Below are 23,247 nucleotides of genomic sequence, written 5' to 3' on the forward strand. Positions count from 1 at the left end.
CGAGTCGACCGAGCTCGGCTTGTCGTTGTGGTGGGGGTCCAGGTTGCCCTGGAACCAGCCGGGCAGGGGGCCCGGCGCGCGGGGCATGGCGGCAACGCGCCACCTCCGCGTCTTCTGCCGCGGTGTGGCACCACGGCTGACGAGCTCTCGCCGTCCAGGGCGGCCTCTGCGCCAAACGCCTATATGACTTACTCGAAAGGCATGGACGGTGTCGGAGGTGAGGCATAGGGTCACCACTAGCCTTTTAAGTTAGATCAATAGGCGTGGAGGTTGTGGGTGTGTTCGTGACGACCGGTCAAGCCGGGACGGCGCTGGGGTGCTCGATCCCGACGGTGAAGAAGCTGCTGGCCACCGGCGTGGTCCCGGGTGTGCGCGACACCGGTCGGCAGGTGTTCCCGCTGGCCGCGCTCCAGCAGTTGCAGGACCGCCCGGCCGCCGCTCTGAGCGTGCTCGGCGCCGGCGAGGTGGCGGTGCTGCGCTCGGACGCCCCGGCCCGGGTGGAGGAGCCGGACCGGGACTGGATCGGCTTCGGCACCGGGTTGGGCGAGGCGCAGCTGCTGGCCGCGCTGTCCGGCTGGTGGCGGTGCGATCCGGCCCGGGTCGCGGCCGGCAGGGTGCTGCCTGTGACGGTGGCCGGGTTCGTTGTCGCGGTGCTGACCGGCCTGGAGGAGTGGGAGTCCGACGGTACCGTCGGCACCGCGGGCCGGTTCCGATTCCCGAAGGCGCGCCTGGCCGGCTACCTGACCGACCTCACCGCCCCCGCCAACGCTGCGGAGCCGGCCGACCCCAAGGACGCCCACCTGGCGGGCCTGCTGCTCGGCACCCGCCTGCCGTCCGTCTCCGGCGGCCCGATCGCATACGTCCCCACCAACCCGGCCACCGCCGACCAGCCCGCCACCGAGGGGGAGTGACCCGCTGATGGACCGCAAGACGTACACCGCCGAGCTCACGGAGCTGCGCGAGCTGCGCACCGAGATCACGGCCGCCGAGAAGCAGGTCGCGGCCGCGCAGAAGGAGCTGGACAAGCTCGCCGCCCGGCGCGCGCGCCGGGTGGCGGGGCTCGCGGGGAACCTCGACCGACCGGCACACCAGCGCCGACACCGCTGTCCTCGACACCTCGTACCCGGCTCCGCAGCAAGACGATCCATCAGCCGGTAGGACCGGCGCTGCCGTCTTCACCCGAGGCGACCGCACCACGGCAGGCTGGGCTGGCGCATACGACAGAACCTCGGCGTGAACGGCAAGGTGAGCCGCGCAGAATCGAACCAGAGAGGACCGCAAGTTCTTCAACCGCCACCGGTGTTCCGCGGTGACGGGGCGCTCTCCTGGTCGGTCTGATGGACAGCCGCGTTCACCAGGCCCGCGTCGTCTCGCTGACACCGAGGCCACCGCCCGCTCCGATCGACCGTAGGGGCCGCCCTTCGTCCCGTGACGCGGAGCCGCGCTGGCGGTGGGTGGAGATCCGGCTCGGTGGCGAGTGGCGGCCCGGCCGGGTGGAGCGGTGGCGTCTGCACCAGGGGTCGACCTGCTGGGTGGCGCTGGTGCGCTGGGGTCCCGAGACGCTTTCGTGGGGCTGGTACCTCTACAGTCCGGACACCGTCCGGCAGGTCCCGCAGCCGCTTGCCGCTTCCGGGGTAGCGGCCTGGTGAGCGGGGACAGCGCGGGCGCCGCGGTCGACCTCGCGGACGCCTTGGAGGCCTTCGCCGACCGGGCCGGCGCACCCGGCAGCCCGCGCGAGGTCTGGGTGACCATCGGCACCCCGCACGACATCGAGCAGCGCACCGTCCAGCTTCCGGCGGACCTGGCCGACTGGATCAGCGAGCTGGTCCGCGACGAGGTCCGCACGCTCGAGGCCGGGAGCGACGCCGACCACGACCTCTACGGCTACGACGACAGCGTAGGGTCGGAGGACTGGTGGGGCTGAGCGGTGGCTCACCCGGCGTACGGGCCGCTCGACACCGCCCGACGGTGGAGTCATGACGATCATCGTGCTCGAAGAGTCGCGCAACGAGATGAGCGAGGACTTCGGTCCCGGCGACGTCGTCTCCTACATCGGCAAGATCCACGCCGCCCCGGCCGACCCGTTCATCCCGGGCGACTCCGCCGACCGCACGTTCTGCGGCAAGGACACCTTCGGCAGGGACAAGCTCGCCTACCGGCCGTCCGCGCCGGGAGCCCCCTGGTACCCGCCGAACAAGCGCCGGTGGGTGTGCCGAGACTGCAACACTGCGCTACGCGCGAGCTGATCGTGTCGGTGCTGGCTGCGAGGCTGACCGGATGGACGACGACGCGCTGATGAGGAGCCGGGTCTCCGGAGCCGACCACGAGGACCCCGACCCAGGCCCTCAGCCGGGCCACGAGTACCGCGAGCTGTGTGGCGGCCCGCTCGACGGCCTCCTCCTGGACGTCACCGGCTGGGACACCGAGCAACTCACCGACGGCGCCGCACTGCTCACCGAGATCGGCCGGTACGGTCCCGGCGGCCGCGCCCACTATGAGCCGCGCCCGACGGACCCGCGTCGTTGGGACTGGGCCGGCGACACTCCCTGACATGTGCCGTGGCCCGGCCAGGCACCGCCTCGGCAGGGATGGCCTACGCCGCAGAGGCCTCGGCGGCTGACTCGTCGTCCAGATGCTGCAGCCGGGTGCGGGCCTCGGCCGGCAGCCCGGCCCAGAACGGATGCGCATAGACGGCCAGGGCGGCGACGCGCTCGGCCTCCTCCAACCGCCCGGACTCGGCGCGCTGCTCGTCGCTCAGGCCCTCACCCACCCCGTCCGCAAGGTCAGCCCACCGGGGGAGCACGGCGAAGAACGCGGAGCGTTCGGCCCGCACGACCACCAGCGCCCGCTGCGCCGCTCGGAGGTCATCGGGATACTTGAAGATCTTCTTCTTGCCCACCCGTGGATCGTACGCGTGCCCGACCTGCCTCCAGTGGCCGACCACGCCGACCGCAGCACGGACACCTTCGGCATGGGCTCGGTTAGTAGAACGAGTGTGCTGCTGTCAACTCGGGCCGGGTTTGTCGGTGGTGGGTGGTATTCCTGTCGTACGACCCGTTTGGGCCGCCCGGCTGGTGAAGGGTGGATGAGTATGGCAGGCGAGCGGTACGTCGATCACGACGTCCTCAAGGCCTTCGCGCTGAACAAGGTGAACGTGCCGAAGGAGGAGGCGAAGGAGCGCCGCCGGCAGGTGAACCACCTGCGGGAGCGGCTGGAGGGCTACATCAAGGAGCACCCGGACTTCGACCTGGTGAAGCTCCGGGCGTCCGGCAGTACCGCCAAGCACACGGCCATCCGCCGCCGCAAGAGCGAGGGCTCCGACGCGGACGTCGCCGCCTACCTGCGTACCACCAGCACCGACATCGACGTCTCGACCATGCTGACCTGGCTGCGGGAGCGCTGCATCGAGGTCTACGGGAAGACGAAGGTCGCGGACGACTTCGTGATCTCGAACCACGCGGTGGGCATCACCATGCGGGGCAGCGGGCTGAAGATCGACGTAGTGCCGGTGCTCTACACCGGCGAGCCGGACGACAAGGGTTACCTGGTCACCCGCGACGGCACCCAGGTGCTCACCTCCGTCACCCAGCACCTGCAGTTCATGAAGAAGCGCAGGGACGCGGCCGGCGACGGCTACCGCGAGCTGATCCGCCTGTTGAAGGCGTGGATCCGCGAGAGCAAGAACGCCGACCCGGACCTGCGCTGCAAGAGCTTCCTGATCGAGCTCGTGGTCGCCCACCTGTGGGACAACGGCTGGAACGGCGAGAAGCTCCAGGTCAACGACTACCCGCGCGCGATCGAGCAGGTGCTCGCCTACATCACCCGCACCGGGCTGAAGACCCCGATCGTGTTCACCGATTACTACAAGGCCAAGGACGTGGCCGCCTCTACGCGCCCCATCCAGGTCTGGGATCCGGTCAACCCGGAGAACAACATCGTCGGCATCTACGAGGAGGCCGACCGGCAGCGACTGGTGGGCCACGCGAAGAGCATGCTCGACATCCTCGGCGAGGCCGCCTACGCGCACTCGAAGGGCGCGGCCCTCGACTACTGGCGCGAGCTGTTCGGCCCCGCCTTCCCGGGAGCGTGACCATGACCGGCTCGTACACCAGATCCGCTTCCTTCACGATCACCGACGCCCGCTACGTCGGGGGGAAGATCGGCGCGGACCTGCGCGTCCTGCACAACTACTTCGGCAAGCCCTCCCTCGCCAACATCGAGAACTACGTCGAGGAGATCGCCCTGCTTCTGCGCGACGGGTACCTCGGCACCGTCGACTACGGCTTCCGCGACTTCGCCACCAACAGCTGGAAGCTGCGCCTGCGGTACACGGCCACCCTCGGCGGCCAGCTCACCGACGCCCGTGCCGGAAGCCTCCCGGACTCCGCCGACCTCGCCAGCTACGGTTTCCACAGCTTCCTGACCTACAGCGCCAAGTTCCTGCTGCTGACCAGCAGCGAGCAGGCCGCGGTCAAGGGCGCTCTGCCGTTCTCCCGGACGACCGGCGACGCGCCGAGCGCGCTCTCAGGCACCAGCACGGCCGGGCACGGCTACGCCCGCAACGGCGCCGGCGTCGCCCGCGACATCTACGTCGCGTTCTAGTCCAGCGCCACCAGCAGGAGGAACACCGCGTGACCCAGGACGACCTGTTCCACCCCGTCATTGAACTGCCCGAGCCCACCCGGCGTGCCCGCTACGACCGCCTGGTGGGCCTGGAGGAGACGAAGCTGCGCCTGCGCAAGGAGGCCGCCCTCCTCGCCAATCCCCGCCGCCTCCAGCAGTGGGCCGCCACCCACCATGGCGGCGACATCGCCGCGCTCACCCTGTTCGCCGACCGCGCGCCGCTGTTCGTCTTCGCCGGCGACGTCGGCTCCGGCAAGTCCGCCCTCGCCGAGTCCTTCGGCTGCGACCTCGCCGACTTCCTCGACCTACCCGTCTACCTGTACCGGCTCAAGCTGGCCACCCGCGGCAGTGGCATGGTCGGCGAGATGACCTCGCTGATCGGCGGCGCCTTCGCCCACATACACACCGTCGGCGCCCGCGCGACCGGCCCCCGCGGCGTGCGCTCCGTCCAGATCCTCGTCGTCGACGAGGCCGACGCCCTCGTCCAGTCCCGCGAGGCCCAGCAGATGCACCACGAGGACCGGGCCGGCGTCGACGCCTTCCTCGCCGGCATCGACAGCCTCGCCGGAGCCCAGGTCCCGGTCATCGTCGTGCTGTGCACCAACCGGGTCGGCGCCCTCGACCCCGCGCTCATGCGCCGCGCCGCGGCCGCCTTCACCTTCGCCCGGCCCGACGACCAGCAGCGCCACGCGGTCCTCGTCCAGGCACTCGACGGGCTCGGCATCGGCACCGACACCATCGGCAAGATCGTGGCCCTCACCGGCCCGACCGCGGACCGGCCCGGCTACACCTTCTCGGACCTCACCCAGCGGCTGGTCCCGACTGCGGTCCTCAATGCCTTCCCTGACCGCCCGGTGAACGACGAGGACCTCCTCGCCCTCGCCGAGTCGCTCCGGCCGACCCCCGTCTTCACCGAGGAGAGCTGACCGATGGAGCCGCTGCCCGCTCCCGGCCCCACCAGCGTCAGGATCACCGGCGACTACTACCAGTTCCTCGCCGTGTGGGAGGCCTGCGTGACCCTCCTGCGCGAGAACGCCGCCTGCGTGCCCAACCCGATCCAGACGGTCGGCGTGGAGTACGACGGCGTCGGCAACGTCGACGACGTCGTCCTGCTGCGCGACACTCCGCCGAGCACCTACAAGCAGGTCAAGTACACCGTGGACAGCTCGACCCCGGTGAACGAGGAGTACCTCACCAAGCCCAGCCCGGCCGGCGGCAACTCGGTCCTCAAGAAGATCGCCCTCGCGTGGCAGAAGCTGACCGCGGACGGCGACAGCGCCGACCTGGTCCTCGCTACCAACCGCGCCCCGGACCCGTCCGACGAGCTGGTCGCCGTCCGCGATGCCCGCACCGGGCTCCTGATGCCCAAGGCAGCCGCCGGCGGGCCCAACTCGAAGCTCGGCAAGGCCCGTGCCCGCTGGGCCCAGGCCGCCGGCCTGACCGAGATCGAACTCGGCGAGCTCCTGTCGGCGCTGCGCTTCGACCTGGCCCAGGACATGGTCCGCTACCAGGAGACCCTCGGATGGCTGATGGCCATTACCGGGCTCCGCCATGACCAGCGGGCCGTCGAGGAAGGGGCCGCCTGGGTCGCCAAGATGGTCCGCGAGGGCCGGCGGGAGCTCACCCTGGAGATGGTCCAATCCGCCGTCGGTGACCTGGACCTGAAGGCCGGTCCCGCCCGGGCCGTGCTGTCGATCGCCACGCTCAAGCCCGACCCGCTGGCCCCGAACGCCGACCACATCCTCGACTGGGTCGACCGCTTCGACGGCGACTCCGACTTCGACAAGCGCCACCCGCTCGACCCGAACACCTGGGCGCAGCTCCAGACCGACATCGAGGCTGCCTCCGGGCGCCTCCCCGCCGGCAGCACCGCCATCTCGGTCACCGGCAGCTTCCGCCTCGCCCCGGCCTTCCTGGTGGGCACCACCTTCCGCATGGTCACCGGCACCGACCTCGCCATCGTCCAGGGCCCCCAGCTGTGGTCCAGCACCGACCCGTACGACACCGCCCTAGTCCCCGACGTCGCGGAGCATCGGATCAACCAGGGCGACGAGCTCGCGGTGGCCATCGCCGTCGCCACCGATCCGACCGCCGACGTGCTGGACTACCTGCGCGAACAGAACCTGCCCGTCTCCAAACTCCTCGTCTACACCCCGCCCGGCGGCGGGGCCAAGGACACGTCCATCCCCGACGGCTCTGCCGGCAACGCCCTGGCCGTCGGAATCCGCGACCACCTCCGCCGCCAGACCCGCCCCGTGCAACGCCTCCACCTCTTCCTCGCCTCACCCCGGGGCCTCGCCCTGCTCCTCGGCCACCGATGGAACCGGCTGTGCCAGACCGTGGTGTACGAGGACATCAAGGTGGGTGAGGGCTACCAGCCCGCCTTCACCGTTCAGGCCTGACAGTTCGTCCGAGGAACCGCACAGGGATTGCACCCAGCGTGTCGCGGGAGACCGAACGGGGACGTGCTGTCGGCCGTGCCTGCGGAAGTAGTGGTGGGCCCACGCCGGGCGCCCGTGGTCGAGTTCTTGCCAGAAGCGGATTCCGACGTCGCGGGCGGCCCGATCTGTTTGTGCTGGTCAGGTGAGATGTGGTGCGGGACTTCCCGGGCAGCAGGGTTCGTGGCAGCATCCGGCGCTCCAGGGCGGGTCGCCTGCCGACTGCGGCCCTGGCTGCTGAACGCCGCGTGCTCTTCCTGCTCCAGTCCTTCTAGGTGGATAGCGTGGACCCAAGCCGAGGGGAGTTACTGATGAGCGATGAGGCAAACAGCTCGGAGGTTGTCGTCGAGGGTGATCTCCGTGAGCTCGCCAGGGCCTTTCTGGTTCGGGCCTTCGCGGAGTTGACGGACTTGTCGGTGCTTCCGGCGTCCGCGATCCGCCCCTTCCTGCGAGTCGGCCACGACTACGCGGGCGGCGACGTGATGGGGCTGCCCGAGTTCAAGGCTCTGGAGAGAGCCCTCGAGGCAGCGTTCCCGGCACGGTTCGACGCATCACGCATCCATCCGGACAGCGAGTTTTCGAGCACGTACATCCTCAGCCTGCTGCAGGCCTCCATCGCCCGCTGCGCGGTCAGTGAAACGGGCTTCGAGGGCGAGCCTGCCCACAGGCCGATGCTGGCCTCGTTCGACGAGATGCTCGAGGTTCTGCGGCAAGAGGGTCATTCCATCGCGTGCTGCCGTGCGGTCTCGCACGTCGCGACCGAGGGCGACGTGCGTCTTGAGCTCGGCCGGATCACGATCATCCCGGGGGAGTCCGCCCATCATCTCGTGGACCGGGCGCGGGAGTTCGTTCCGGCCCTCCCGGGCTGGTTCAACGCGGACCTGCCGTTCTTCCATGCGCCGCCGCACGCCCTGATCGTTGCGGGGCCGGACCGCGGGACGGTCACGCCCGAGGACACCAGGCGCCAGCTCTCCGTCGCGGTCGACCGGTTCCTGCTGCTGGCCCGTCTCCTTTACGCCGGCACACCGCGGTCGGGCTGGGAGGTGTCGGGCGCGTCCACCCTGGTGTCCGGACTCCCCCTCCTCCGTGTGCCCCTCGACCACGGCGAGTCCTACGGGCGCATCTCGCGGGTCATCACACTGTCCGCCGACGACGAGGCCGCCTTCAACGCACTCGGCGACTACCTGGACGCCGCCGTCGTGAAGAGGGACGGCATGGTCGTGACCTCCTTCGACATGGCATTGATCAAGTACCAGATGTCGCACGAGCAGGGCACCGACTTCGAGCGCCTGGTGGACCTGGCGACAGCGCTCGAAGCAGTCCTGACGGGAGGCGACAAGGACACCGAGGCCGTCTCGCTGCGACTGAGAAGCCGGGCGGCAGCCCTGCTCTCCACGCCCGCAGACAGCGGGACCACCATCTTCCAGGACATCGGCAGGCTCTACGGGCTCCGCTCCACCCTGGTGCACGGAGGCAGCCTCAAAGAGTCGGATCTGCGGAGGCAGATCATGAGCATCTCCACGGTCCAGAAGGACGCGACGTTCGGCACCGCGGTCGCCTTCGCCGTCGACCGGCTCCGGGATCTGGTCCGCCGCTCGATCCTCGCCCGGCTCTGCCTCGCCTCCGGGCCCGATCCGCTCTGGCCCTTCACGGCAAGCACGGCAGTGGACGCCGCTCTGGCGGACGATGCGACCCGAACGGTCTGGCGGGACCGGTGGCGCGGCCGGCTCGCCGCGCTGAACGTCGCTGCAGCCGCCGAACCTGCCCGGCCCGGCTTGGACCCCCTGAGTCCGGAGACGTGGGGCGCCGCCTCCACGCCGAGTGGTGCCGGCGCCGACGAGTGACCCGCCGCTGGACAAACGACTGCGGCCCGTCCCCCGTGCTTGGGGGCGGGCCGCTTGCCGTTTATGCGTTGTGCTCAGGTACCGCCGAGGGTCAGAGCCAGAGCGGGGCGAGGTAGCCGAGGACGACCGCGCCGGTGAAGAGGATGCCGACGACCACGCGCCAGCGGGCGATGAGGAGCATGCCGCTGACGGCGCCGACGCTGGTGCCCGCCGCCCCTCCGCCGTCAACGGCGCGGGCTGGGACTCCGTCGGCCTCACCGCCCCACCAGCGGCGCCAGCTGGTTCTGATCCCCAACCTCGCTGATGCACTACCCTCCTGACGGCAACTTGCCTGATCCAAAACCGCCCTGAGGAGAACGAACCCCCATGAGTACCTGCTGCACCACGACCGAAGAGGCGGGCTCCGAGCGTCGACGAGGCAGGGCCCAGGGATGCAATGCTTGCGAGAAATTGATGGAGCAACAGAACTCTGCGCGGCAGACTTGAACGATGATCGAGCCGCATGTCCGAGGTGTCATCAAGCGGTCCCTGAACCACGCGGCCGCCAGCCCAGGAAGCATCCTGAACCTCAGCGACGGGGGCTCAGTCTGGGCCGGCACAGGAATGGGCTTCTTCCCATGGTTCAGGCCGGGCAGCGGAGGCAGGCTTGAGTGCCCACAGGAGCCGGTCCTGGGCCTCTCCCTCGTACGGGCAGCCATCCGAGGAGCGCTGATCTCGACTCGCTCGATCCTGGCCGGCGATCATCTGAGCGAGGGGCGATTCAATGCAGCGAGCTCAGCGCTGTACTACACCGCCGCATTCCATGCACTCGACGGCCTGCTGGCGACTCGCGGGCGAGTTCTGATTCAACCCGCCCGCGGGCAGATCCGCTCGTACTCCCATGACTACGGCAACGGATCGACCGGTCACGGCATGACCCACGATCCTCTGCCGGGCGACCCGGCCGTCATCTGCGGGAGCATCTCGCGGAAGGCGACGTGGTCGTACGAGCCACGCGGGAGAACGCACCAGAGCCGATGGTCCGAACTCAAGCAGCTCACGTCCACGCGTGGGGCGACGCTTCCCGACTACGTGGCGCGCGCACTGTCCTACGCCGCGGGAACAGGGCCGGAGATCCAGGGCGTGGCCCTCCTGGAACGGGGGATCCCGGCACTCGCACTCCTGCGCCACCAGGCGCTCTACGAGGGCTTCGGTTACGACGCCGACGCATTCGACGCCGTGATGAACCGGGACAACCCGTACGGCATGGGTCTGGACTCTCGGGCAGATCACCTACGCGAGCTCGCCGTGGGACTCCTGGACGACTGCCTGGAGGTCGCCGACTTCTTCGTGGCGTGGGCGGAGGGATCTCCTGACAGCTCCAGTGTGGTGACACGAGTAGTTCTCAGTGCCCTCATGCCGGCCTTCGAGTTCGAGTCCCGCTCACTGCGGACGCTGGAGCCGGAGACGGCCGCCAAAGTCGACCGGCTCGCCGCGCTGTTGACAACCGGGAAGGTGGAGCCGTCTCGTAGCCCAGCCTGAGCCTGGCGCGATCTCTGTAGCCACCGGGCGGCTACGGAGATCCCGGTCAGTCGCTCCATCCGACGCGTTCGGCGAGAATGCCGGCTTTGCAGCGGCTGCGGGCGCCGAGGCGGGTCATCAGCTCGGACATCCTGTGGCGGGCGGTTCGCCGGCCGATGCCGAGCTTCTTGGCGGCGATCTCATCCTTGGCGCCCTGGGCGAGTTGGCGGATGAGTTCACGTTCCTGGATGGTGAGGTCGGCGTCGTCGCGGCAACGCGTGGTGGTGATGGGGGCTGGCGGTCATCACGCCGGGGCCGGTGAGCTGGACAGCGCCCTTCTTGGTGTTGGCAGGGTCGACCGGCAGGAGGGCGACCTCGCGGTCGAAGAGGACCATCCGCAGCGGCAGGGCGGATACAGTGCGGACTCGCCGCCGTTCTCGTGCAGCCAGTTCGCGCACTCGACCGTCGGCTTGTCGTTGCGGACGCTGTCCAGATAGACGGTGAGCAGAGAGACGCCGCGGCGCATCAGCTCGGAGTCGAGCGGGCGGCTGGCCTCCAAGCTGGCCGCGGACTGGGCGCCGCCGGGCATGAAGGACAGGCACTCGCTGGTGCTGCGGTGGGCGAGCTCCTCCAGACGGATCTGGATCTGGTCGATGCCGTTGAGGTACTCGACACCGCGGCGCTCTGCTGTTTCTCGGCGGGGCCAGCACCACCGACGAGCAGGACGGCCGGATCGTCGCCCGCCTCGACCCGCACAGCCACGTCCACCTCGGACGCCTCGGACGCCTCACCGCTCAGGAGAGCGTATGACTACCCTCACCGGCCCCCACCTGGCTGGCGCGGCACCTACCTCGTTCTCGCCGGGGTCATAGCCTGCGTCACGATCCCTTGCACACGATGGCGCTGCGCCGCACATGGCTGGCGCTGCTTCGGACGGGCGTTCACCGGACGGACCCTGCCGGGAACAGTCCGGGGGAGACGCCGCCTACCTCGGGCTGCCTGTCGGCGAGTACGCGTGGCGGCTAGCTGGTGCTGCCGTACGTGTACTGGGCACCGGTGACGAAGAAACCGGCGAGCCGGACGAGCGCGTGGATGAAGATCGGGCCGCTGTACGACGCGGAGGCCGAGCGGCACCAGGCACGCTTGGCGGCCGCGCCTGAGCCGCATTGGGTGTGAGTGACGCGGGAGCCGGACGACGGCGTCAACAGTCCCGCTCCAGCGCCCTGGTCGTGGCTGTCGACTCCACAGAGGGCGCCCGGGAGCTCCACCAGCAACTGCGCGGACCCGTCGACATGAGCCGCTACGAGGCCAGGGATCGCGACTTCGCCGAGCTGGCGGTGCCGGTGCTGCTGAGCCGGACCCTGACGGCGGAGCAGTGTCGGGCCGCGCACTGGCGTGACGACGAGCAGCTGCCGACTACGAGCGAGGAGCTGCGGGACCTTCTGCTGGGCTATGGCTACATGGCCGGCCGGTTGGACCTGGCGGTGCGGATCGCGCTGGAGGACCTGGGCGGGGACCTGCCGAACCGGCGTTGGGCGGTGTTCTCCCGAGCAGGGTGGCACTGGCGCGTCCTACTCGGGCACTGGGGCGACCGGCGGGGCTGTCCGCGCTCGGCCTGACCCGGCCGGGAGTGAAGGGGCGCGCGGTCATGCCGCGCGCCTGGACTTCCAAAGTGCAGAGCCCTACTATTTGGTTAAGTCCTACCGTTGGGGAGTATCTTGTGAGGATCGGCATCGGCGGTGAGCAGGTCGAGGTGCCCGACGACCTGGGTGCCGCGCTGCTTGCCGGGCTGAGTGGAGAGCGGTTGGTGGAGCCGCCGCAAGCCTGCGACTTCGGCTCCCTGGTCGACCTGGTCGCCCGTACCAGTCGGCTCATCCAGCACCTGGCGGTGTTCCGGGAGGTGGCGATGTCCCGCGCGGACGCGGTCGGCGCCTACTCGAACCGGAGCGCGCTGGCTGCGGCGGCCGCGATGTCCGCCTCCCAGCTCGGCCGGGTCCTCGAGGGCCACGGGCTGCCGAGGGACCGCCGCAGCGGCGGGGTGAACCTCGTGTCCGCGTTCCGCACCGCCGACGACGGCATCCTCCACCTGGCCGCCGAGCCGGACGTCGCGGGCCTGCCTTCGTTCACCCTGCCGTTCACCCCGGCGGAGCGGGCGACCGAGCCGACGGAGTACGCCGGCCGGGAGCTGACCTTCTACTACCGCCCGCAGGTCCCGATCGCGGTGGCCGACCTCGGGCGCAGCGCCGGCTACACCCTGCGCCACGCCGGGCAGGGCCTGATCGCCTGCGTCACCGAGCCGGTCTTCGACGCCCTGTTCGGCGACCCCCGCCTCGACCCGACCCGACCCAACGGACGCTGAGGAGAAGCCCCCGATGTCCGACGAGCTCTTCGAGTCCGTGGACGCGCTGCTCGCCGCGGTGAGCACCGGCCTGCCGCTGCCGGCGGAGCGCAAGCGGCTGCGCCTGGCGGCCGGGCTGACGCCCGCGCAGATCGCCGCGGCCCTGCGGGTGAACTCGACGCTGGTGGTGGCCTGGGAGGACGGCAGTGCTGTCCCGGGCCCGGACGTCGCCCCGGCCTACACGCGCCTGCTGGAGGGCCTGGCCGCGCGCTTCCCTGCCCCCGAGCAGCAGCCCGCAGCCCCGGTCGCGCCGCAGCCGCAGGCACCCGCCCAAGCCCCGGAGCAGCCGGCCGCCCAGGTCCCGCAGCCGGTGATGCTCGACCAGAACCCGGACCGCTCGCTGCTCATGGCCCCGGCTGCGCCGTGTGTGCAGTGCGGCCAGCCCTCCGTCTACCGCGCCCAGGGTCGCCCGATGCACCTGGGCGGGTTCTGCCGCCCCGCCGCCCCGGCCCCCGAGGTCGCCGCAGCGGAAGCCCAGGAGCCGACCCAGGCTCCGGCGGACCAGACTCCGACCGCTTCGGTACCGGTGCGGCCCGCGCCCACCGCTTCCCCGGCCCCGTCGGCCAAGACCCGCCCGGCGACAACCCCTGCCGCTGCCCGCCTTGCTGCGCCGCGGCCCGCCAGCCCGGCTGCTGCGCGCTGGTGGCCGGCAGTCGCGCTGGACGCCGCACCGGACGGCGGCTGGGTGCTGGACGTCCCGCAGATCCCGGCTCCGGCTGGGCCGAAGCTGGGCGACTGGTTCGCGTGGCTGGGCACCGGGCTGCCGCTGCGCGTCGAGCGCGCCCACCCGATGGGACGGGGCGGCGACGGCATGGTCTGCCTGACCGCCGCCGCGCTGGGGCAGCTCGGCCTGCCCGCCACCCTGCCGACCACCGAGAAGGCCCTGGCCTCGCTGCACACGAAGCTGGCGAAGGCGGCCGCCGCGGTGGGTATGGAGATCAGCGATCAGACCGGACCGTCTTTCCGCGTCTTCCGCCGCACCGGGTCGGCCGGCGGACCGAAGACTTCGCTCCAGGTCACCGTCGCGCCGTGGCTGGGCCAGGGCGATGGCCGCCAGCAGGCCGTCAGCGCCCTCGCCGCCCCGCTCGCCACCGCCCCCGGCGGCCTCAAGGACGGTCTCACCCTGACCCGCCGCTACCGGGCCTTCACCGCCGACCTGGGCGCCGCGCCGGGGGCGACGACCGCCTCGACCGCGATGCTGCTCCTGGACGCGGTGCGCCCGCGCGTGGAGTGGGTGAAGGACGAGGCGACGGGGGAGTGGTCCTCTCACCTGCGCGAAGGCGCCCTCCCGGCCGGGGATCTGTGCGTGCCCCAGGCCGCCGGGGCCCGCCACCCGCTCACCCGCGAACTGCTCAGCAAGGGCGAGGCGGTGTGCGAGGAGGAGGACTACAAGTGGTGGGCCCGCCCCCTCACCGAGCAGGAGGCAGGCTGCCGGTTCGCGGTCGCGGTCGACGTCTGCGCGTCCTACCTGTCGGTCACCGACTCCCTGCGCCTGCCCCTCGGCCCGCTGGAGCGCGTGGAGAACCCGGCCTGGGACGGTGGGAAGACCGCGGGCCTGTGGTGGTGCGACTTCACCGGCACCCCGGTGGACGAGCTGCTGCCCCACCCCGCGACCTTCCACGGCCAGCCGCCCACCGGACCGGGCTGGTACGCCACCCCGACCGTCGCCTACATGGCCACCACCTACGGCTTCGACCCGGCCACCATCACCGAGGCGTACCTGTCGACCCACACCGCGCCGCTGCTCAAGGAGTGGACCGGCCGGATCCGCGGCGGCTACAAGCGGGCCTACGCCGACCTCGGCCTGGTCGACGGCCAGGCCCCCGCCGAGTTCCTGGCCGCCTACGCCGTGCACAAGAACGTCGGCACCGACCCGGTCCGCGCGGACGCCCTGGTCCTCGCCAGGCTGTACAAGAACATCTACAAGGGCGGCATCGGCAAGTGGGCCGACTCCGCCCGCCACCTCGACGATGCGACCTGGCTGGAGAAGATCGCCGCGTCCTGGTCCTACCGCCCCGAGATCCGCTTCCACATCATCGCCGCCGCCCGCACCGCCGCCCACCGACGCCTGCGCAAAACCCTCCAGCTCACCGGCCGCGCCCCCTTCGCCGTCAACGTCGACAGCTACCTGTACGCCACCGACCACCCCTCCCCGCTGGAGCTCCTGCCAGTCAAGGAGGACGGCACCCCGGTCCCCGGCGCGCTGCGTCTGGGCATCGCGCCGGGCAGCCACAAGCACGAGGCCTCGATCCCCCTTCAAGCCGCCGTCGAGGCGATGGAGCGCCGGGAGCACCCCTCCAAGCTGGTCCACCACTACACCACCGACGGCACCCCGATCGGCCAGGAGCAGACCAGCACCGACAGTGAGACCGCTGGCACCGGCAACGACGATGAGGAAGGCGGCAACTGATGGCGGGCGGATTGTTCGGCCGGGTGCGCGAGGCGCTGTTCCCCTCCCGGAAGGCGCCGGTGCAGTCCACCACGCAGGCCGGCCAGGTGCGGGAGCGCAAGTACGGCGGGAACACCAAGGCCATGGCCGCCGCCTATGGCGTCGCGCCGCGCACCGTGCTGCGCTGGATCGACGGCACCCGCCACCCCCAGGGGAAGGACGCCGAGCGGCTGCAGCGCGAGGCCGTCGACGTGCAGACCACCGAGCGCGGCCGGGAACGCAAGGCCAAGCAGCTAGCCCAGCGCGGCACCATCTCCGGGATCGGGGCCCGGGTCGGCCGCGCCGTGAACTTCGAGATCCGCGGCTCGGACGCCGTCCGGGCCCGCGACATCCACCTGAACCTCTCGGGCGAGCAGGCCGCCGCCCTCGCTCTCGCCGAGAACGAGAACGAGGTGCGCCAGATCGTCGGCCAGGCCCTCGCGGATTACTTCAACGGTGGCGCCGGCTACGGCGGGTTCGGCCCGGACGACTTCGTCTTCGACCCCAACGACTTCGACCTGAACTGACCCGCCTCCTCGGTCCGGCCTGCACCAGAGCGGGCCTCCCGCTGAGCGGTGGACCACCGCCGTCGGCTCCGGCCGGGACAAGTTCGCCGGTCACTTCGTCCACCAGCGCCAGCCGATCGGCCGCTACGCCCCGCGCCGCGCCGGACAGCAGTACCACCGAGATCCGGAGCATGGGGGAGTGGTTCGACCCGGACGGCGCCGACGTCGTCACTTGCCGGGACGCCTTTCGGCTGCTGTGGGTCGGCACTGGGACGACGCCGTGCTGATTGGCTCGCCGTCGCAGACGGGTCGGGACCTGTGGTCGCGCACCATCCCGACCACCGGCAAGTGGGCCGGCGGCTACCCGGTGCTGTCCGAGGAGCTGCGCGGGCTGCTGCACGCGACCGGCGGGCAGGGCCGCGCCGAGCTGATCTTGCCCCGCGGGTGCCGGAGCAGCTGACGCGCTCGGCGTGATCTGGTCGAAGAATGCCAAGACCTGGGAGCGCGGCTACGCCTACGCCGCCGCCTTCCACCACCAGCACGGCCACCTTGCGATCCCGGCGAGCACCCGTAGACAAGCCCGCGGTTCTCACCGGATTTCTCACCAAGACCGGCCCATCCGGTCACGATCCGACAACAGGTCCGCTAACCGGTACGACAACCAGTGGTGAGAACCGGTGCACCAACCGGTCGCCGCCCCGTCCGCCCACGGCGCCCGGATTCCAGCCATCTACCCAGGTCAGAGGCCGTGGTGAGTAGCCGTCAAGGTGAAACTCACCACCCCGACAACCCTCTCCTTCCCCTTCCTGTCCTTGGCTTTGTGGGTGGTGGTTGGCTGGTTGGGTGGGGCGGTGGCGGTGAGGGTCGCTGCGCCTGCGGCGGGCCTTTTCTTCTCTCGCGTCCGGCTGGTGCCGGCCGCTCGCGGTGGGGCGGGGCGGGGCGGGCTGGGCGTGCGGGCCCGGGAGGGCCTGGTGGGTGGTGGCGCGGAATCCGGGACCCGCACGGCTCGGCCAACCGTCCGGCCGACCACTTGTGCCAGGCCGGCAGAGAGAAGATCAGGCCCTGGTCGGCACCTGGTGGAGTAATGAGAAGGGGACGCTGCAGAAGACTCCTGGCTCGCGAGGTGTCATCACGGAAGGTAGGCCCCCGAGACGACCGCAGCAGCAAACGAGGTGCCCCAGAGTTTGGCTGCTTCACCTGTCGGGCCGCTGGGACTTCTCCCCGTCAGGTCACCAAGAGGGTGCGTGTCGCTTCCTCCGTAGGCCCAGCATGTGATTGCACTCATTGGAGGCGTTGAGTTGTACGTTGCGGGCCCGCTTGAGGTGTTGGCGAGGGCGACGACGGATCCTGCGACGTTCGCGGGATAGCCGCTGGCGGCGCCGTAGTCGTTTCCTGCTGCCGCCACCAGCATCGGGCCCGGCAGGCGGTGGGCACGGCGGTAGGCCACTAGATAGTCGATGGTGTTGCCTAGAGACGAGTCGCAGGACGACGACACCGACGTCGTGAAGCTGGCGTTGATCAGGTCGTAGGAGTCTGAGTACAGGGCGTAGAGCAGCGCACTCAGCACCTCGTAGGACCTCCCGGATGCATATCCGGCCGGGTCCACATCAAGTGCGCGGATGGGGTGGATGACCGAGTTGTTCGGGACAGCCTCGATGATCTGCGCGACTGCCGTTCCGTGCCCGTGCTGGTCGTCCGGATTCACCACCTTCGGGGAGCTCACATCACAGCGCAGGAAGTCGATCATCTGGGTGTTGGCACCTGACACTCCGGTGTCCAGCACTGCGACCCTAGGCCCTGCTGCCTTCTCGCCTTGGGGGATGTTGGGCGCGCTTTGTGCTAGCTGATTCAGCGTCGCTTGATCGAGGACCTGTACGTTGCCGCTGCCACCCTGAGCTGCGCGGAAGCGGTAGCCCGGCTCCCAGATCAGTCCCGAGCCGTACCCAAACAGCCCCGGCGGGTACAGCTCTGGGTAGTACGGTCGTGCGGACAAGAAGTGCAAATTGGTTGCAAGTTCGGCTGGTGCCTGTGCCGCAGCGCGCATCCCGACACCACGCTCGTGTCTGACGACCGCGATCGCAGGACTATCCCAGTGATTGAAGCGTTCACTGGTGTCCCGGCTGATTTCGCTCAGCTCGATGATGACTGGCGCTTGGAGACCAAGCCGACGTACCGTTTGGAGCTCTTCCCACACCCGCTGCAGTTCGCGCAGCACGCCTAGCGGGCCGGCCACCGTCGAGAAGTCTTCAAGATCCTCACACATGTGTCTTCCTCTAAGAAGGCCTAACGGCGATGTCCTCCCCGTTCGTGCCATTGACATCAAGTCAGTGGCGGCACTTTCCGCCTGCTCGCCTTGAGTCATCCTTGGTGCGTATCAACCCGATGATGATTGCCACCCTAAGGCCTGACCTGTTCGTGGACACGCGCCAGGACCAGGCCAAGTACGACTGGGCCTTGCGCGTCGTGACCCAGTAGGTCGAGGACAGCGGTGGTCTGTCACTGACCGCGACAGCCAGGGCCGTGCCCGCTCCGTTACTCGAACGCGGCGGTACAAGCGGGCAGAGACGGCCTGGAGCGCTTCCCGGCGGAACCGGGCCCGGCAGGGTCAGCGCCAGTCGAGACCGAGCGCGGCGAGCCGCTCCCGCTGCTCGGCGCCCGACTTGGTCGGCGGCTCTCGGCGTGCGCGATCGCCGGGGCGTCGCCAGATCGCTCTGGCTCCCGCGCGGTCTGCCGGAGGCTGTCGCGCCCCCTGTCGCGGCCCCTGTCGCGTTGAGGGCTGTCGCGCCCTGTGACCTGGGCGGATGTGTGCTTTCCCCCGTGTGTGGTCCGGGCGCGACAGCTGGGCGCGACAGGCCCCCTGGGCGTGGCCGTCGGGTGGGTGCGGTCGGCGTGTGGACCGCGCAGCAGCGTGCCGGACTCCTTCGGCTCCGGTGACCGATCTGTCCTGACTGAGGATCGTTCATGCCGATATGGCGGCGAGGCGCAAAATATTGTCCACAGGTGAATCGGGATCGGATCGGGTCATGGCCCGAACGAGAGGATCTGAAACCAAATGAGCGTTACGTACAGATTCGCGCAGCACGACCGCCCCGAGGACACGACCGACTGGGACTTCTACATCCAGGACCACGTGGACTACCCGGTGGCGGAGCGGTGCGAGGAACTCTTCGACCGGGTCCTCACCGGGTACCTGGACCAGACGGTGCCCGCGACCGTGTGTGACCCGCTGGCGTTGCTCGTGCTGAGCCAGGCGTACGGGCCCGAGTGCGCGCTCGTCCTGGCGGTGGAGCACTGGCTCGCCCTACAGATCCACGCCGACCCGGACCTGAGGGGCCGGTTCGCGTGGGGCGCGGAGTTCACCATGGACCGCGTAGACCAGCAGAACGACTCGCTGCGCCCCCGGTCGTCGTTCGGCAGGCCCGCCCGCAGGCGGGAGATGGCGGCGAGCGGGGTGGTGGTGTGCGGCTGCCGGGTCCGCTTCGAGGCGGTCGCCGCCACCGGCGAGCCCTACACGCACTCCCGCCGGTGGATACGCGACGACCCCACGTTCGGCGAAGGCGCGGAGGAGGGCTACGCGCAGCGCCTGAAGACCTGCGAGGACTGCCTGGCCTTCAGCGCGGGCCCGGTCGCCTACGTCGACTGCCCCTCGTGCACCGGCTGGAGGGACGCGGCCGTCTGGTGAGCGCGATCGCCATGCAGCCGGCTCGCCCGCTCCACGCCGCCGTTCCGCCGTCGCTGCTCCGCGCGCCCTGACCGCCGAGTGCAACGCGGGGTGCAACACAGGGGTGCAACGCGGGCCGCGTTGCACCCATGAGCTGGGCTTTTACCTCCCCGGGCTGGCCGGGCGGTGCCGTGTTGCACCCCCCTGGCGGCCAGCCTTGCGAGCTATGCCCAGCGCATGCCGAGTTCGGTGAGCCGTGCGGCGCGGTGGGTGGGGATGTCGCCGCGGCGGCTGCGGCTGTTGGCGATGAACAGGCCGAGGCTGATCTGTACGGTGGTGCCGTCGTCCAGGAGCAGGGTTTCTTTGTGTTTGCGGGGGACGTTGAGGTGTCCCTCGTGCTCGCGGTATTGGGCGGCGGCGGCGAGGTTGCGGCGTTCCTTCTCGGCGTGGCTGACCTTCCCCGCCGGCTGCTGTTCGGCGGGCAGCGGCCCGATTCCGAGGACGTGCTCCAGCGCCCACTGCTGGGCGGGGGAGAGCTTGTCCCAGCCGGTCTGCTGGGTGCGGGCCCATCCGGCGAGGTCTTCGCCTTGGACGATGATGCTGCCGGGTTCGGCGCCGGCGAGTGTGCCGCGGTCCTTGATGTGGTGCCAGGCGAGGGTGAAGCACCGCTGCCATTCCACCGGCCAGGCCGGGCACCATGCCGGGTCGATGGCGTCGAGTGCGGCTTTGCGGTCGGCGGTCAGCGCTCCGGTCCAGTCGAGGCCGGTCTCGCCGGCCTCGGCCCGGCGCTCCAGGGCTTCGGTGCGGCGCTGGGCGGTGCGCAGGTTCTTCATGATGGTCCCGACCGGCCGACCGCCCCACACGGCTTCGTTGGGTGGGCAGGCGTGGCCGTGTTCGGCCGCGTATCCGGCTACCGCGGTGAGGTTGTCGGTGAAGGCGGTGTCGAACGCCGACCAGATCATGCCGAGCTCGTCCAGTTCCTTGATCCGCTCCGGGTCGAGGACGTCGGCGGCCTTGTAGCGGCGTTGGTCGGCCACCCACACGCCCAGCCGGTGCCCGGACGGCGCCCGGTAGGCGTAGGGCACCTTCACGTCGCCGAACGCTTCGCGGTAGGCGAGCAGCTCTTCCAGGCCGCGCCGGAACTCGGCCCGCTCCGGTTCCAGCACCCGGGTCCGAATGAACGCGGCGATCACCGCCGGGTCGCGCTGGGTGGAGAACTGGAGCAGCTGCGCCTCGCCGCCGGCGGAGCGGAACTCCTCCGGCTCCCCGGCGTGCTTCGGCTCCCGCGGGGGCCGGCTCTCGGACTGCGGCAGCGCCAGGCGCTCGACGGCGGCCGCGTCATGCGAGCGCAGCGCCATGAGCAGCTTGCTCAGCCCGTCGAATGCCCGGGAGGTCAGCAGCTGGTCGCCGCTCTCGCCCGCGCCCAGCAGGACGGGCACCACGATGGTGGCGACCTTGCCGCTGCCCGGCTTCATCCGCAAAGCGCGCCCGACGGCCTGGACCAGGTCCACCATCGAGCCGCGCACGTCGGCGAAGAACACGCTGTCGCAGTCGAAGGTGTCCACGCCCTCGGACAGCACCTTCACCGAGGCGAGGATGTACCGCTGCAGCCGCCACCCGTCGTCCTTGACCAGGGAGGCGAACGTGCCCAGAACCGCCCGGCGCTCAGCGGAGGTGTGCTCGGCCTCCAGCCACGTGGTCCCGATCAGCTCCGGGGCCGGGTGCAAAGCGGGGTCCTGCTCCCACAGCACCCGCGCCACGTCCGGTAGGCCGGTGCTCAGGGCCCGGGCCTCGGCGACCATGTGGTGGAAGGACAGCACCCGCGACAGATCCCACTCCGCACAGGCGGTCAGCAGAGCGGTCTGCAAGGCCGCCAGCCGGGCTCCCCGGTACTCCACCGACATCTCGTGCGCACCGCGCTGCTCCAGGCCCTGGAGCACGGGGTCGGCCACGTCCACGCACACGATGCGGTACGGGGCGATCACCCCGTCCGAGATCGCGGTTCTGAGGGGGTAGTCGTGGGCGACGGGCCCGTACAGGGCCTCGTCGTCCATGCTGGCGATCAGCTCGGCCGTCTCGATCCCGGCCGTCTCCGCCTGCACCCGATCCGTCTCCTTGACCGCCCACAACCTCGGGGTGGCCGTCATGAACAACCTGCGGTCACACGGGATGCGGGCGTTGTCCAGGATCGCCGCCCACGGCCGCCCCGCCTGACCGGAGGTCCGGTGCGCCTCGTCCACCACAGCGAGCGAGAAGGCCGGCAGACCCGCCTGGTGGGCCTTCTCCAGGTGGCCCAGGCCCAGGCTGGCGTAGGTGGCGAACACCGTCACTCGCCCCGGCCCGGCCGTCCAGCGCACTAGCTCCGCCGGGTCGGTGGTGCACCGCAGGCCCACGGGCTGCTCGTTGCCCATCAGCGAGCAGAGGCCGACCATCCGGCCGCCGTGCCCTTCCCGCTGCCAGACCTCGACCGTCTGCTCCAGCAGCGGCAGGGAGGGCACGATAACCAGCGTCCGCTCGGCGTGGAGCCGCCCGGCGACGTGAACGGCCGTCAGCGACTTGCCTGAGCCCGTCGCGGCCCGGATCTGGCACCGCAGCCCCTCCGGCGGCACCAGACCCGACGCGGGCAGCGTCAGAAGTCGTACTGCCGCGTCGCACGCCTCTTCCTGGTTTGGACGAAGCTTTTTCATAATGATTACAATTTCCCTTTCCGGAATCGAAGGAGAATCAACGGAGAAAGAAAAAGGCAGCTGTCATACCTCAATCGGTAACGTGCTCCAGCGGAAGGTGGTCCCGGTAGTACTGCGACTCGAACCACTCCTCCTTGACGAAGACAGGACGAGTCAGCCGGACTCCTCCGACCTTCTGGTCACGCAGCAGCACCCCAACATCGGTTAGAGCGAGCGACCCGTCAGGGGTGAACAGGATCCAATGGCCGTGCTCCCCGGCGTACTCCAGAAGGAACTCCTGACCCCGCCCCGGGTCACCTCCTGCCAGAGGCACACCAGCAAGGAATACCTGCGGCCCAAGCACCGCATCCAGCGCGACACAGGCAAGGCCACCCGTCTCGGGGTCGTAGAACACCCTCACCCCGCCGGCGAAGTTCTCCTGACTGTACGGGCCACCAACTCGCTCCCGAGGCTCCGGAACGCGCAGCGCCCCCGAAACCTCAGCCGCAGACATCTCGAAGCGCAACGGCCCCACACCCACGGCAGGCAGCAGCTCCCAGGTCTCCCGCTCCCTGGCCACGCTAATTCGGTCGTTCATTTAACATCACCCATATTCATCGCTCCGATACTGGCCGAAGGCCGAGACAGATCATCCGCAGAAGTTGCTTCCCGCCCCAGCTGCACGCCAGGATCGGAACCATCCGGTGCCTGTCCAGCAATCCAGAGTCTAGCGGGCTTCTGTCTTTGATGCACGAGAACGGGCGAAGCCCGCCCCTCCACCACCCCAACGAGTGACCCCACCACATGACCACCCGTCACCCCACCACCCATCAAGGCGCGAAGCGCCCCACCCCCAGTCAGCCCGGGCGAAGCCCGAACCCCACCCCCACCCCACCAAGGGCCGAAGGCCCCATCCCCACCACCCCACCCAACTCCGCAGTGAAGCGCGGAGTTGACCCACCACCACCCCACTCAACCCACGATCCGTCACCCCCCACCGATCGGGCGCAGCCCGATCCAGCCGGCGCAGCCGACCCCACCCGCGCGCCGCGCGGGCCAGCCTCGGACGCAGTCCGAGGCCCCGCTCCGAAGGAGCGGGCAGTACCGGCGGCGAAGCCGCCGCGCAGCGCCGAAGGCGCAAGCAACCCGGGCCGAAGGCCCGTGGTTACCCGGCGCAGCCGGG

At 70.3% G+C, this 23,247-nt stretch carries 22 protein-coding genes; 17 read left to right on the forward strand and 5 right to left on the reverse strand.

Annotation, left to right across the window (positions count from 1 at the left end):
- Window positions 1-284 precede the first annotated feature (284 nt).
- The 5 genes from ACGFZP_RS21975 to ACGFZP_RS21995 all read left to right on the forward strand — a co-directional run bounded on the left by ACGFZP_RS21975 (window position 285) and on the right by ACGFZP_RS21995 (window position 2,550).
- Window positions 285-911 carry a DNA-binding protein gene (locus tag ACGFZP_RS21975; RefSeq protein ID WP_392935473.1) on the forward strand — a complete coding sequence of 209 codons (627 nt, stop codon included), beginning with the start codon at window positions 285-287 and terminating at the stop codon, window positions 909-911.
- Window positions 912-918: 7 nt separating this feature from the next.
- Window positions 919-1,158, forward strand: coding sequence for a hypothetical protein (locus ACGFZP_RS21980; protein ID WP_392935475.1), 240 nt, complete (start codon window positions 919-921; stop codon window positions 1,156-1,158).
- Between the two features lie 487 nt (window positions 1,159-1,645).
- Window positions 1,646-1,924 (forward strand): hypothetical protein, encoded by a 279-nt coding sequence (locus ACGFZP_RS21985; RefSeq protein WP_392935478.1) that lies wholly within the window; start codon window positions 1,646-1,648, stop codon window positions 1,922-1,924.
- A 52-nt stretch (window positions 1,925-1,976) separates the two neighbouring features.
- Window positions 1,977-2,246 (forward strand): hypothetical protein, encoded by a 270-nt coding sequence (locus tag ACGFZP_RS21990; protein WP_392935480.1) that lies wholly within the window; start codon window positions 1,977-1,979, stop codon window positions 2,244-2,246.
- A 31-nt stretch (window positions 2,247-2,277) separates the two neighbouring features.
- Entirely contained in the window at window positions 2,278-2,550 is a 273-nt protein-coding gene (locus ACGFZP_RS21995) for a hypothetical protein (RefSeq protein WP_392935483.1), read from the forward strand.
- Window positions 2,551-2,593: 43 nt separating this feature from the next.
- Here ACGFZP_RS21995 and ACGFZP_RS22000 read toward each other — a convergent pair whose 3' ends face one another.
- Complete coding sequence (locus ACGFZP_RS22000) at window positions 2,594-2,899, reverse strand: hypothetical protein (RefSeq protein ID WP_392935485.1); 306 nt, start codon at window positions 2,897-2,899, stop codon at window positions 2,594-2,596.
- Between the two features lie 186 nt (window positions 2,900-3,085).
- On the opposite strand from ACGFZP_RS22000, the gene ACGFZP_RS22005 reads away from it, so the two are divergent.
- The 6 genes from ACGFZP_RS22005 to ACGFZP_RS22030 all read left to right on the forward strand — a co-directional run bounded on the left by ACGFZP_RS22005 (window position 3,086) and on the right by ACGFZP_RS22030 (window position 10,426).
- On the forward strand, window positions 3,086-4,090 hold the full coding sequence (locus ACGFZP_RS22005) for a CBASS oligonucleotide cyclase (protein ID WP_392935488.1): 1,005 nt from the start codon (window positions 3,086-3,088) through the stop codon (window positions 4,088-4,090).
- Window positions 4,091-4,092: 2 nt separating this feature from the next.
- Window positions 4,093-4,602 (forward strand): hypothetical protein, encoded by a 510-nt coding sequence (locus tag ACGFZP_RS22010; RefSeq protein ID WP_392935491.1) that lies wholly within the window; start codon window positions 4,093-4,095, stop codon window positions 4,600-4,602.
- Window positions 4,603-4,631: 29 nt separating this feature from the next.
- Window positions 4,632-5,549 (forward strand): AAA family ATPase, encoded by a 918-nt coding sequence (locus ACGFZP_RS22015; RefSeq protein ID WP_392935494.1) that lies wholly within the window; start codon window positions 4,632-4,634, stop codon window positions 5,547-5,549.
- Between the two features lie 3 nt (window positions 5,550-5,552).
- Entirely contained in the window at window positions 5,553-7,025 is a 1,473-nt protein-coding gene (locus ACGFZP_RS22020; protein WP_392935496.1) for an SAVED domain-containing protein, read from the forward strand.
- 347 nt (window positions 7,026-7,372) lie between these two features.
- A complete protein-coding gene (locus ACGFZP_RS22025) occupies window positions 7,373-8,905 on the forward strand; it encodes a hypothetical protein (RefSeq protein ID WP_392935499.1) in 1,533 nt (510 codons plus the stop codon).
- A gap of 489 nt (window positions 8,906-9,394) precedes the next feature.
- Window positions 9,395-10,426: a hypothetical protein gene (locus ACGFZP_RS22030; protein WP_392935501.1), complete on the forward strand. Its 1,032-nt coding sequence runs from the start codon at window positions 9,395-9,397 to the stop codon at window positions 10,424-10,426.
- A 46-nt stretch (window positions 10,427-10,472) separates the two neighbouring features.
- Here ACGFZP_RS22030 and ACGFZP_RS22035 read toward each other — a convergent pair whose 3' ends face one another.
- Window positions 10,473-10,694, reverse strand: a complete 222-nt coding sequence (locus tag ACGFZP_RS22035; RefSeq protein ID WP_392935560.1) for a LuxR C-terminal-related transcriptional regulator — start codon at window positions 10,692-10,694, stop codon at window positions 10,473-10,475.
- A gap of 940 nt (window positions 10,695-11,634) precedes the next feature.
- On the opposite strand from ACGFZP_RS22035, the gene ACGFZP_RS22040 reads away from it, so the two are divergent.
- The 5 genes from ACGFZP_RS22040 (at window position 11,635) to ACGFZP_RS22060 (ending at window position 16,197) form a co-directional block, all read left to right on the forward strand.
- Window positions 11,635-12,024 carry a hypothetical protein gene (locus tag ACGFZP_RS22040; protein ID WP_392935503.1) on the forward strand — a complete coding sequence of 130 codons (390 nt, stop codon included), beginning with the start codon at window positions 11,635-11,637 and terminating at the stop codon, window positions 12,022-12,024.
- A 101-nt stretch (window positions 12,025-12,125) separates the two neighbouring features.
- Window positions 12,126-12,764, forward strand: coding sequence for a hypothetical protein (locus tag ACGFZP_RS22045; protein ID WP_392935505.1), 639 nt, complete (start codon window positions 12,126-12,128; stop codon window positions 12,762-12,764).
- A gap of 13 nt (window positions 12,765-12,777) precedes the next feature.
- Window positions 12,778-15,213: a multiprotein-bridging factor 1 family protein gene (locus tag ACGFZP_RS22050; RefSeq protein WP_392935507.1), complete on the forward strand. Its 2,436-nt coding sequence runs from the start codon at window positions 12,778-12,780 to the stop codon at window positions 15,211-15,213.
- Window positions 15,213-15,758, forward strand: coding sequence for a hypothetical protein (locus ACGFZP_RS22055; protein ID WP_392935510.1), 546 nt, complete (start codon window positions 15,213-15,215; stop codon window positions 15,756-15,758). The genes ACGFZP_RS22050 and ACGFZP_RS22055 overlap by 1 nt, the downstream gene beginning before the upstream one ends.
- A gap of 259 nt (window positions 15,759-16,017) precedes the next feature.
- Window positions 16,018-16,197 (forward strand): hypothetical protein, encoded by a 180-nt coding sequence (locus ACGFZP_RS22060; protein ID WP_392935512.1) that lies wholly within the window; start codon window positions 16,018-16,020, stop codon window positions 16,195-16,197.
- A 669-nt stretch (window positions 16,198-16,866) separates the two neighbouring features.
- Here ACGFZP_RS22060 and ACGFZP_RS22065 read toward each other — a convergent pair.
- A complete protein-coding gene (locus tag ACGFZP_RS22065; protein ID WP_392935515.1) occupies window positions 16,867-18,000 on the reverse strand; it encodes a S8/S53 family peptidase in 1,134 nt (377 codons plus the stop codon).
- 789 nt (window positions 18,001-18,789) lie between these two features.
- Between ACGFZP_RS22065 and ACGFZP_RS22070 the strand changes: the two genes are divergently transcribed.
- Complete coding sequence (locus ACGFZP_RS22070) at window positions 18,790-19,419, forward strand: hypothetical protein (RefSeq protein ID WP_392935518.1); 630 nt, start codon at window positions 18,790-18,792, stop codon at window positions 19,417-19,419.
- A gap of 203 nt (window positions 19,420-19,622) precedes the next feature.
- On the opposite strand, the gene ACGFZP_RS22075 is transcribed toward ACGFZP_RS22070, so the two are convergent.
- Entirely contained in the window at window positions 19,623-22,085 is a 2,463-nt protein-coding gene (locus ACGFZP_RS22075) for a Helicase associated domain protein (RefSeq protein ID WP_392935519.1), read from the reverse strand.
- A gap of 70 nt (window positions 22,086-22,155) precedes the next feature.
- The gene (locus ACGFZP_RS22080) at window positions 22,156-22,662 is read right to left on the reverse strand and encodes a hypothetical protein (protein WP_392935522.1); all 507 of its coding nucleotides are present in this window, start codon (window positions 22,660-22,662) and stop codon (window positions 22,156-22,158) included.
- Window positions 22,663-23,247 lie beyond the last annotated feature (585 nt).

Origin of the sequence: Kitasatospora sp. NPDC048239 (assembly GCF_043202015.1) — a bacterium.
Classification (GTDB): domain Bacteria; phylum Actinomycetota; class Actinomycetes; order Streptomycetales; family Streptomycetaceae; genus Kitasatospora.

Excerpts from the sequence above, each read along its gene's own strand:
- ACGFZP_RS21980 (WP_392935475.1), top strand. The coding sequence starts at position 919 with ATGGACCGCAAGACGTACACCGCCGAGCTCACGGAGCTGCGCGAGCTG.
- ACGFZP_RS21990 (WP_392935480.1), top strand. The coding sequence starts at position 1,977 with ATGACGATCATCGTGCTCGAAGAGTCGCGCAACGAGATGAGCGAGGAC.
- ACGFZP_RS21995 (WP_392935483.1), top strand. The coding sequence starts at position 2,278 with ATGGACGACGACGCGCTGATGAGGAGCCGGGTCTCCGGAGCCGACCAC.
- ACGFZP_RS22005 (WP_392935488.1), top strand. The coding sequence starts at position 3,086 with ATGAGTATGGCAGGCGAGCGGTACGTCGATCACGACGTCCTCAAGGCC.
- ACGFZP_RS22010 (WP_392935491.1), top strand. The coding sequence starts at position 4,093 with ATGACCGGCTCGTACACCAGATCCGCTTCCTTCACGATCACCGACGCC.
- ACGFZP_RS22020 (WP_392935496.1), top strand. The coding sequence starts at position 5,553 with ATGGAGCCGCTGCCCGCTCCCGGCCCCACCAGCGTCAGGATCACCGGC.
- ACGFZP_RS22025 (WP_392935499.1), top strand. The coding sequence starts at position 7,373 with ATGAGCGATGAGGCAAACAGCTCGGAGGTTGTCGTCGAGGGTGATCTC.
- ACGFZP_RS22030 (WP_392935501.1), top strand. The coding sequence starts at position 9,395 with ATGATCGAGCCGCATGTCCGAGGTGTCATCAAGCGGTCCCTGAACCAC.
- ACGFZP_RS22050 (WP_392935507.1), top strand. The coding sequence starts at position 12,778 with ATGTCCGACGAGCTCTTCGAGTCCGTGGACGCGCTGCTCGCCGCGGTG.
- ACGFZP_RS22055 (WP_392935510.1), top strand. The coding sequence starts at position 15,213 with ATGGCGGGCGGATTGTTCGGCCGGGTGCGCGAGGCGCTGTTCCCCTCC.
- ACGFZP_RS22065 (WP_392935515.1), bottom strand. The coding sequence starts at position 18,000 with ATGTGTGAGGATCTTGAAGACTTCTCGACGGTGGCCGGCCCGCTAGGC.
- ACGFZP_RS22070 (WP_392935518.1), top strand. The coding sequence starts at position 18,790 with ATGAGCGTTACGTACAGATTCGCGCAGCACGACCGCCCCGAGGACACG.
- ACGFZP_RS22075 (WP_392935519.1), bottom strand. The coding sequence starts at position 22,085 with ATGAAAAAGCTTCGTCCAAACCAGGAAGAGGCGTGCGACGCGGCAGTA.
- ACGFZP_RS22080 (WP_392935522.1), bottom strand. The coding sequence starts at position 22,662 with ATGAACGACCGAATTAGCGTGGCCAGGGAGCGGGAGACCTGGGAGCTG.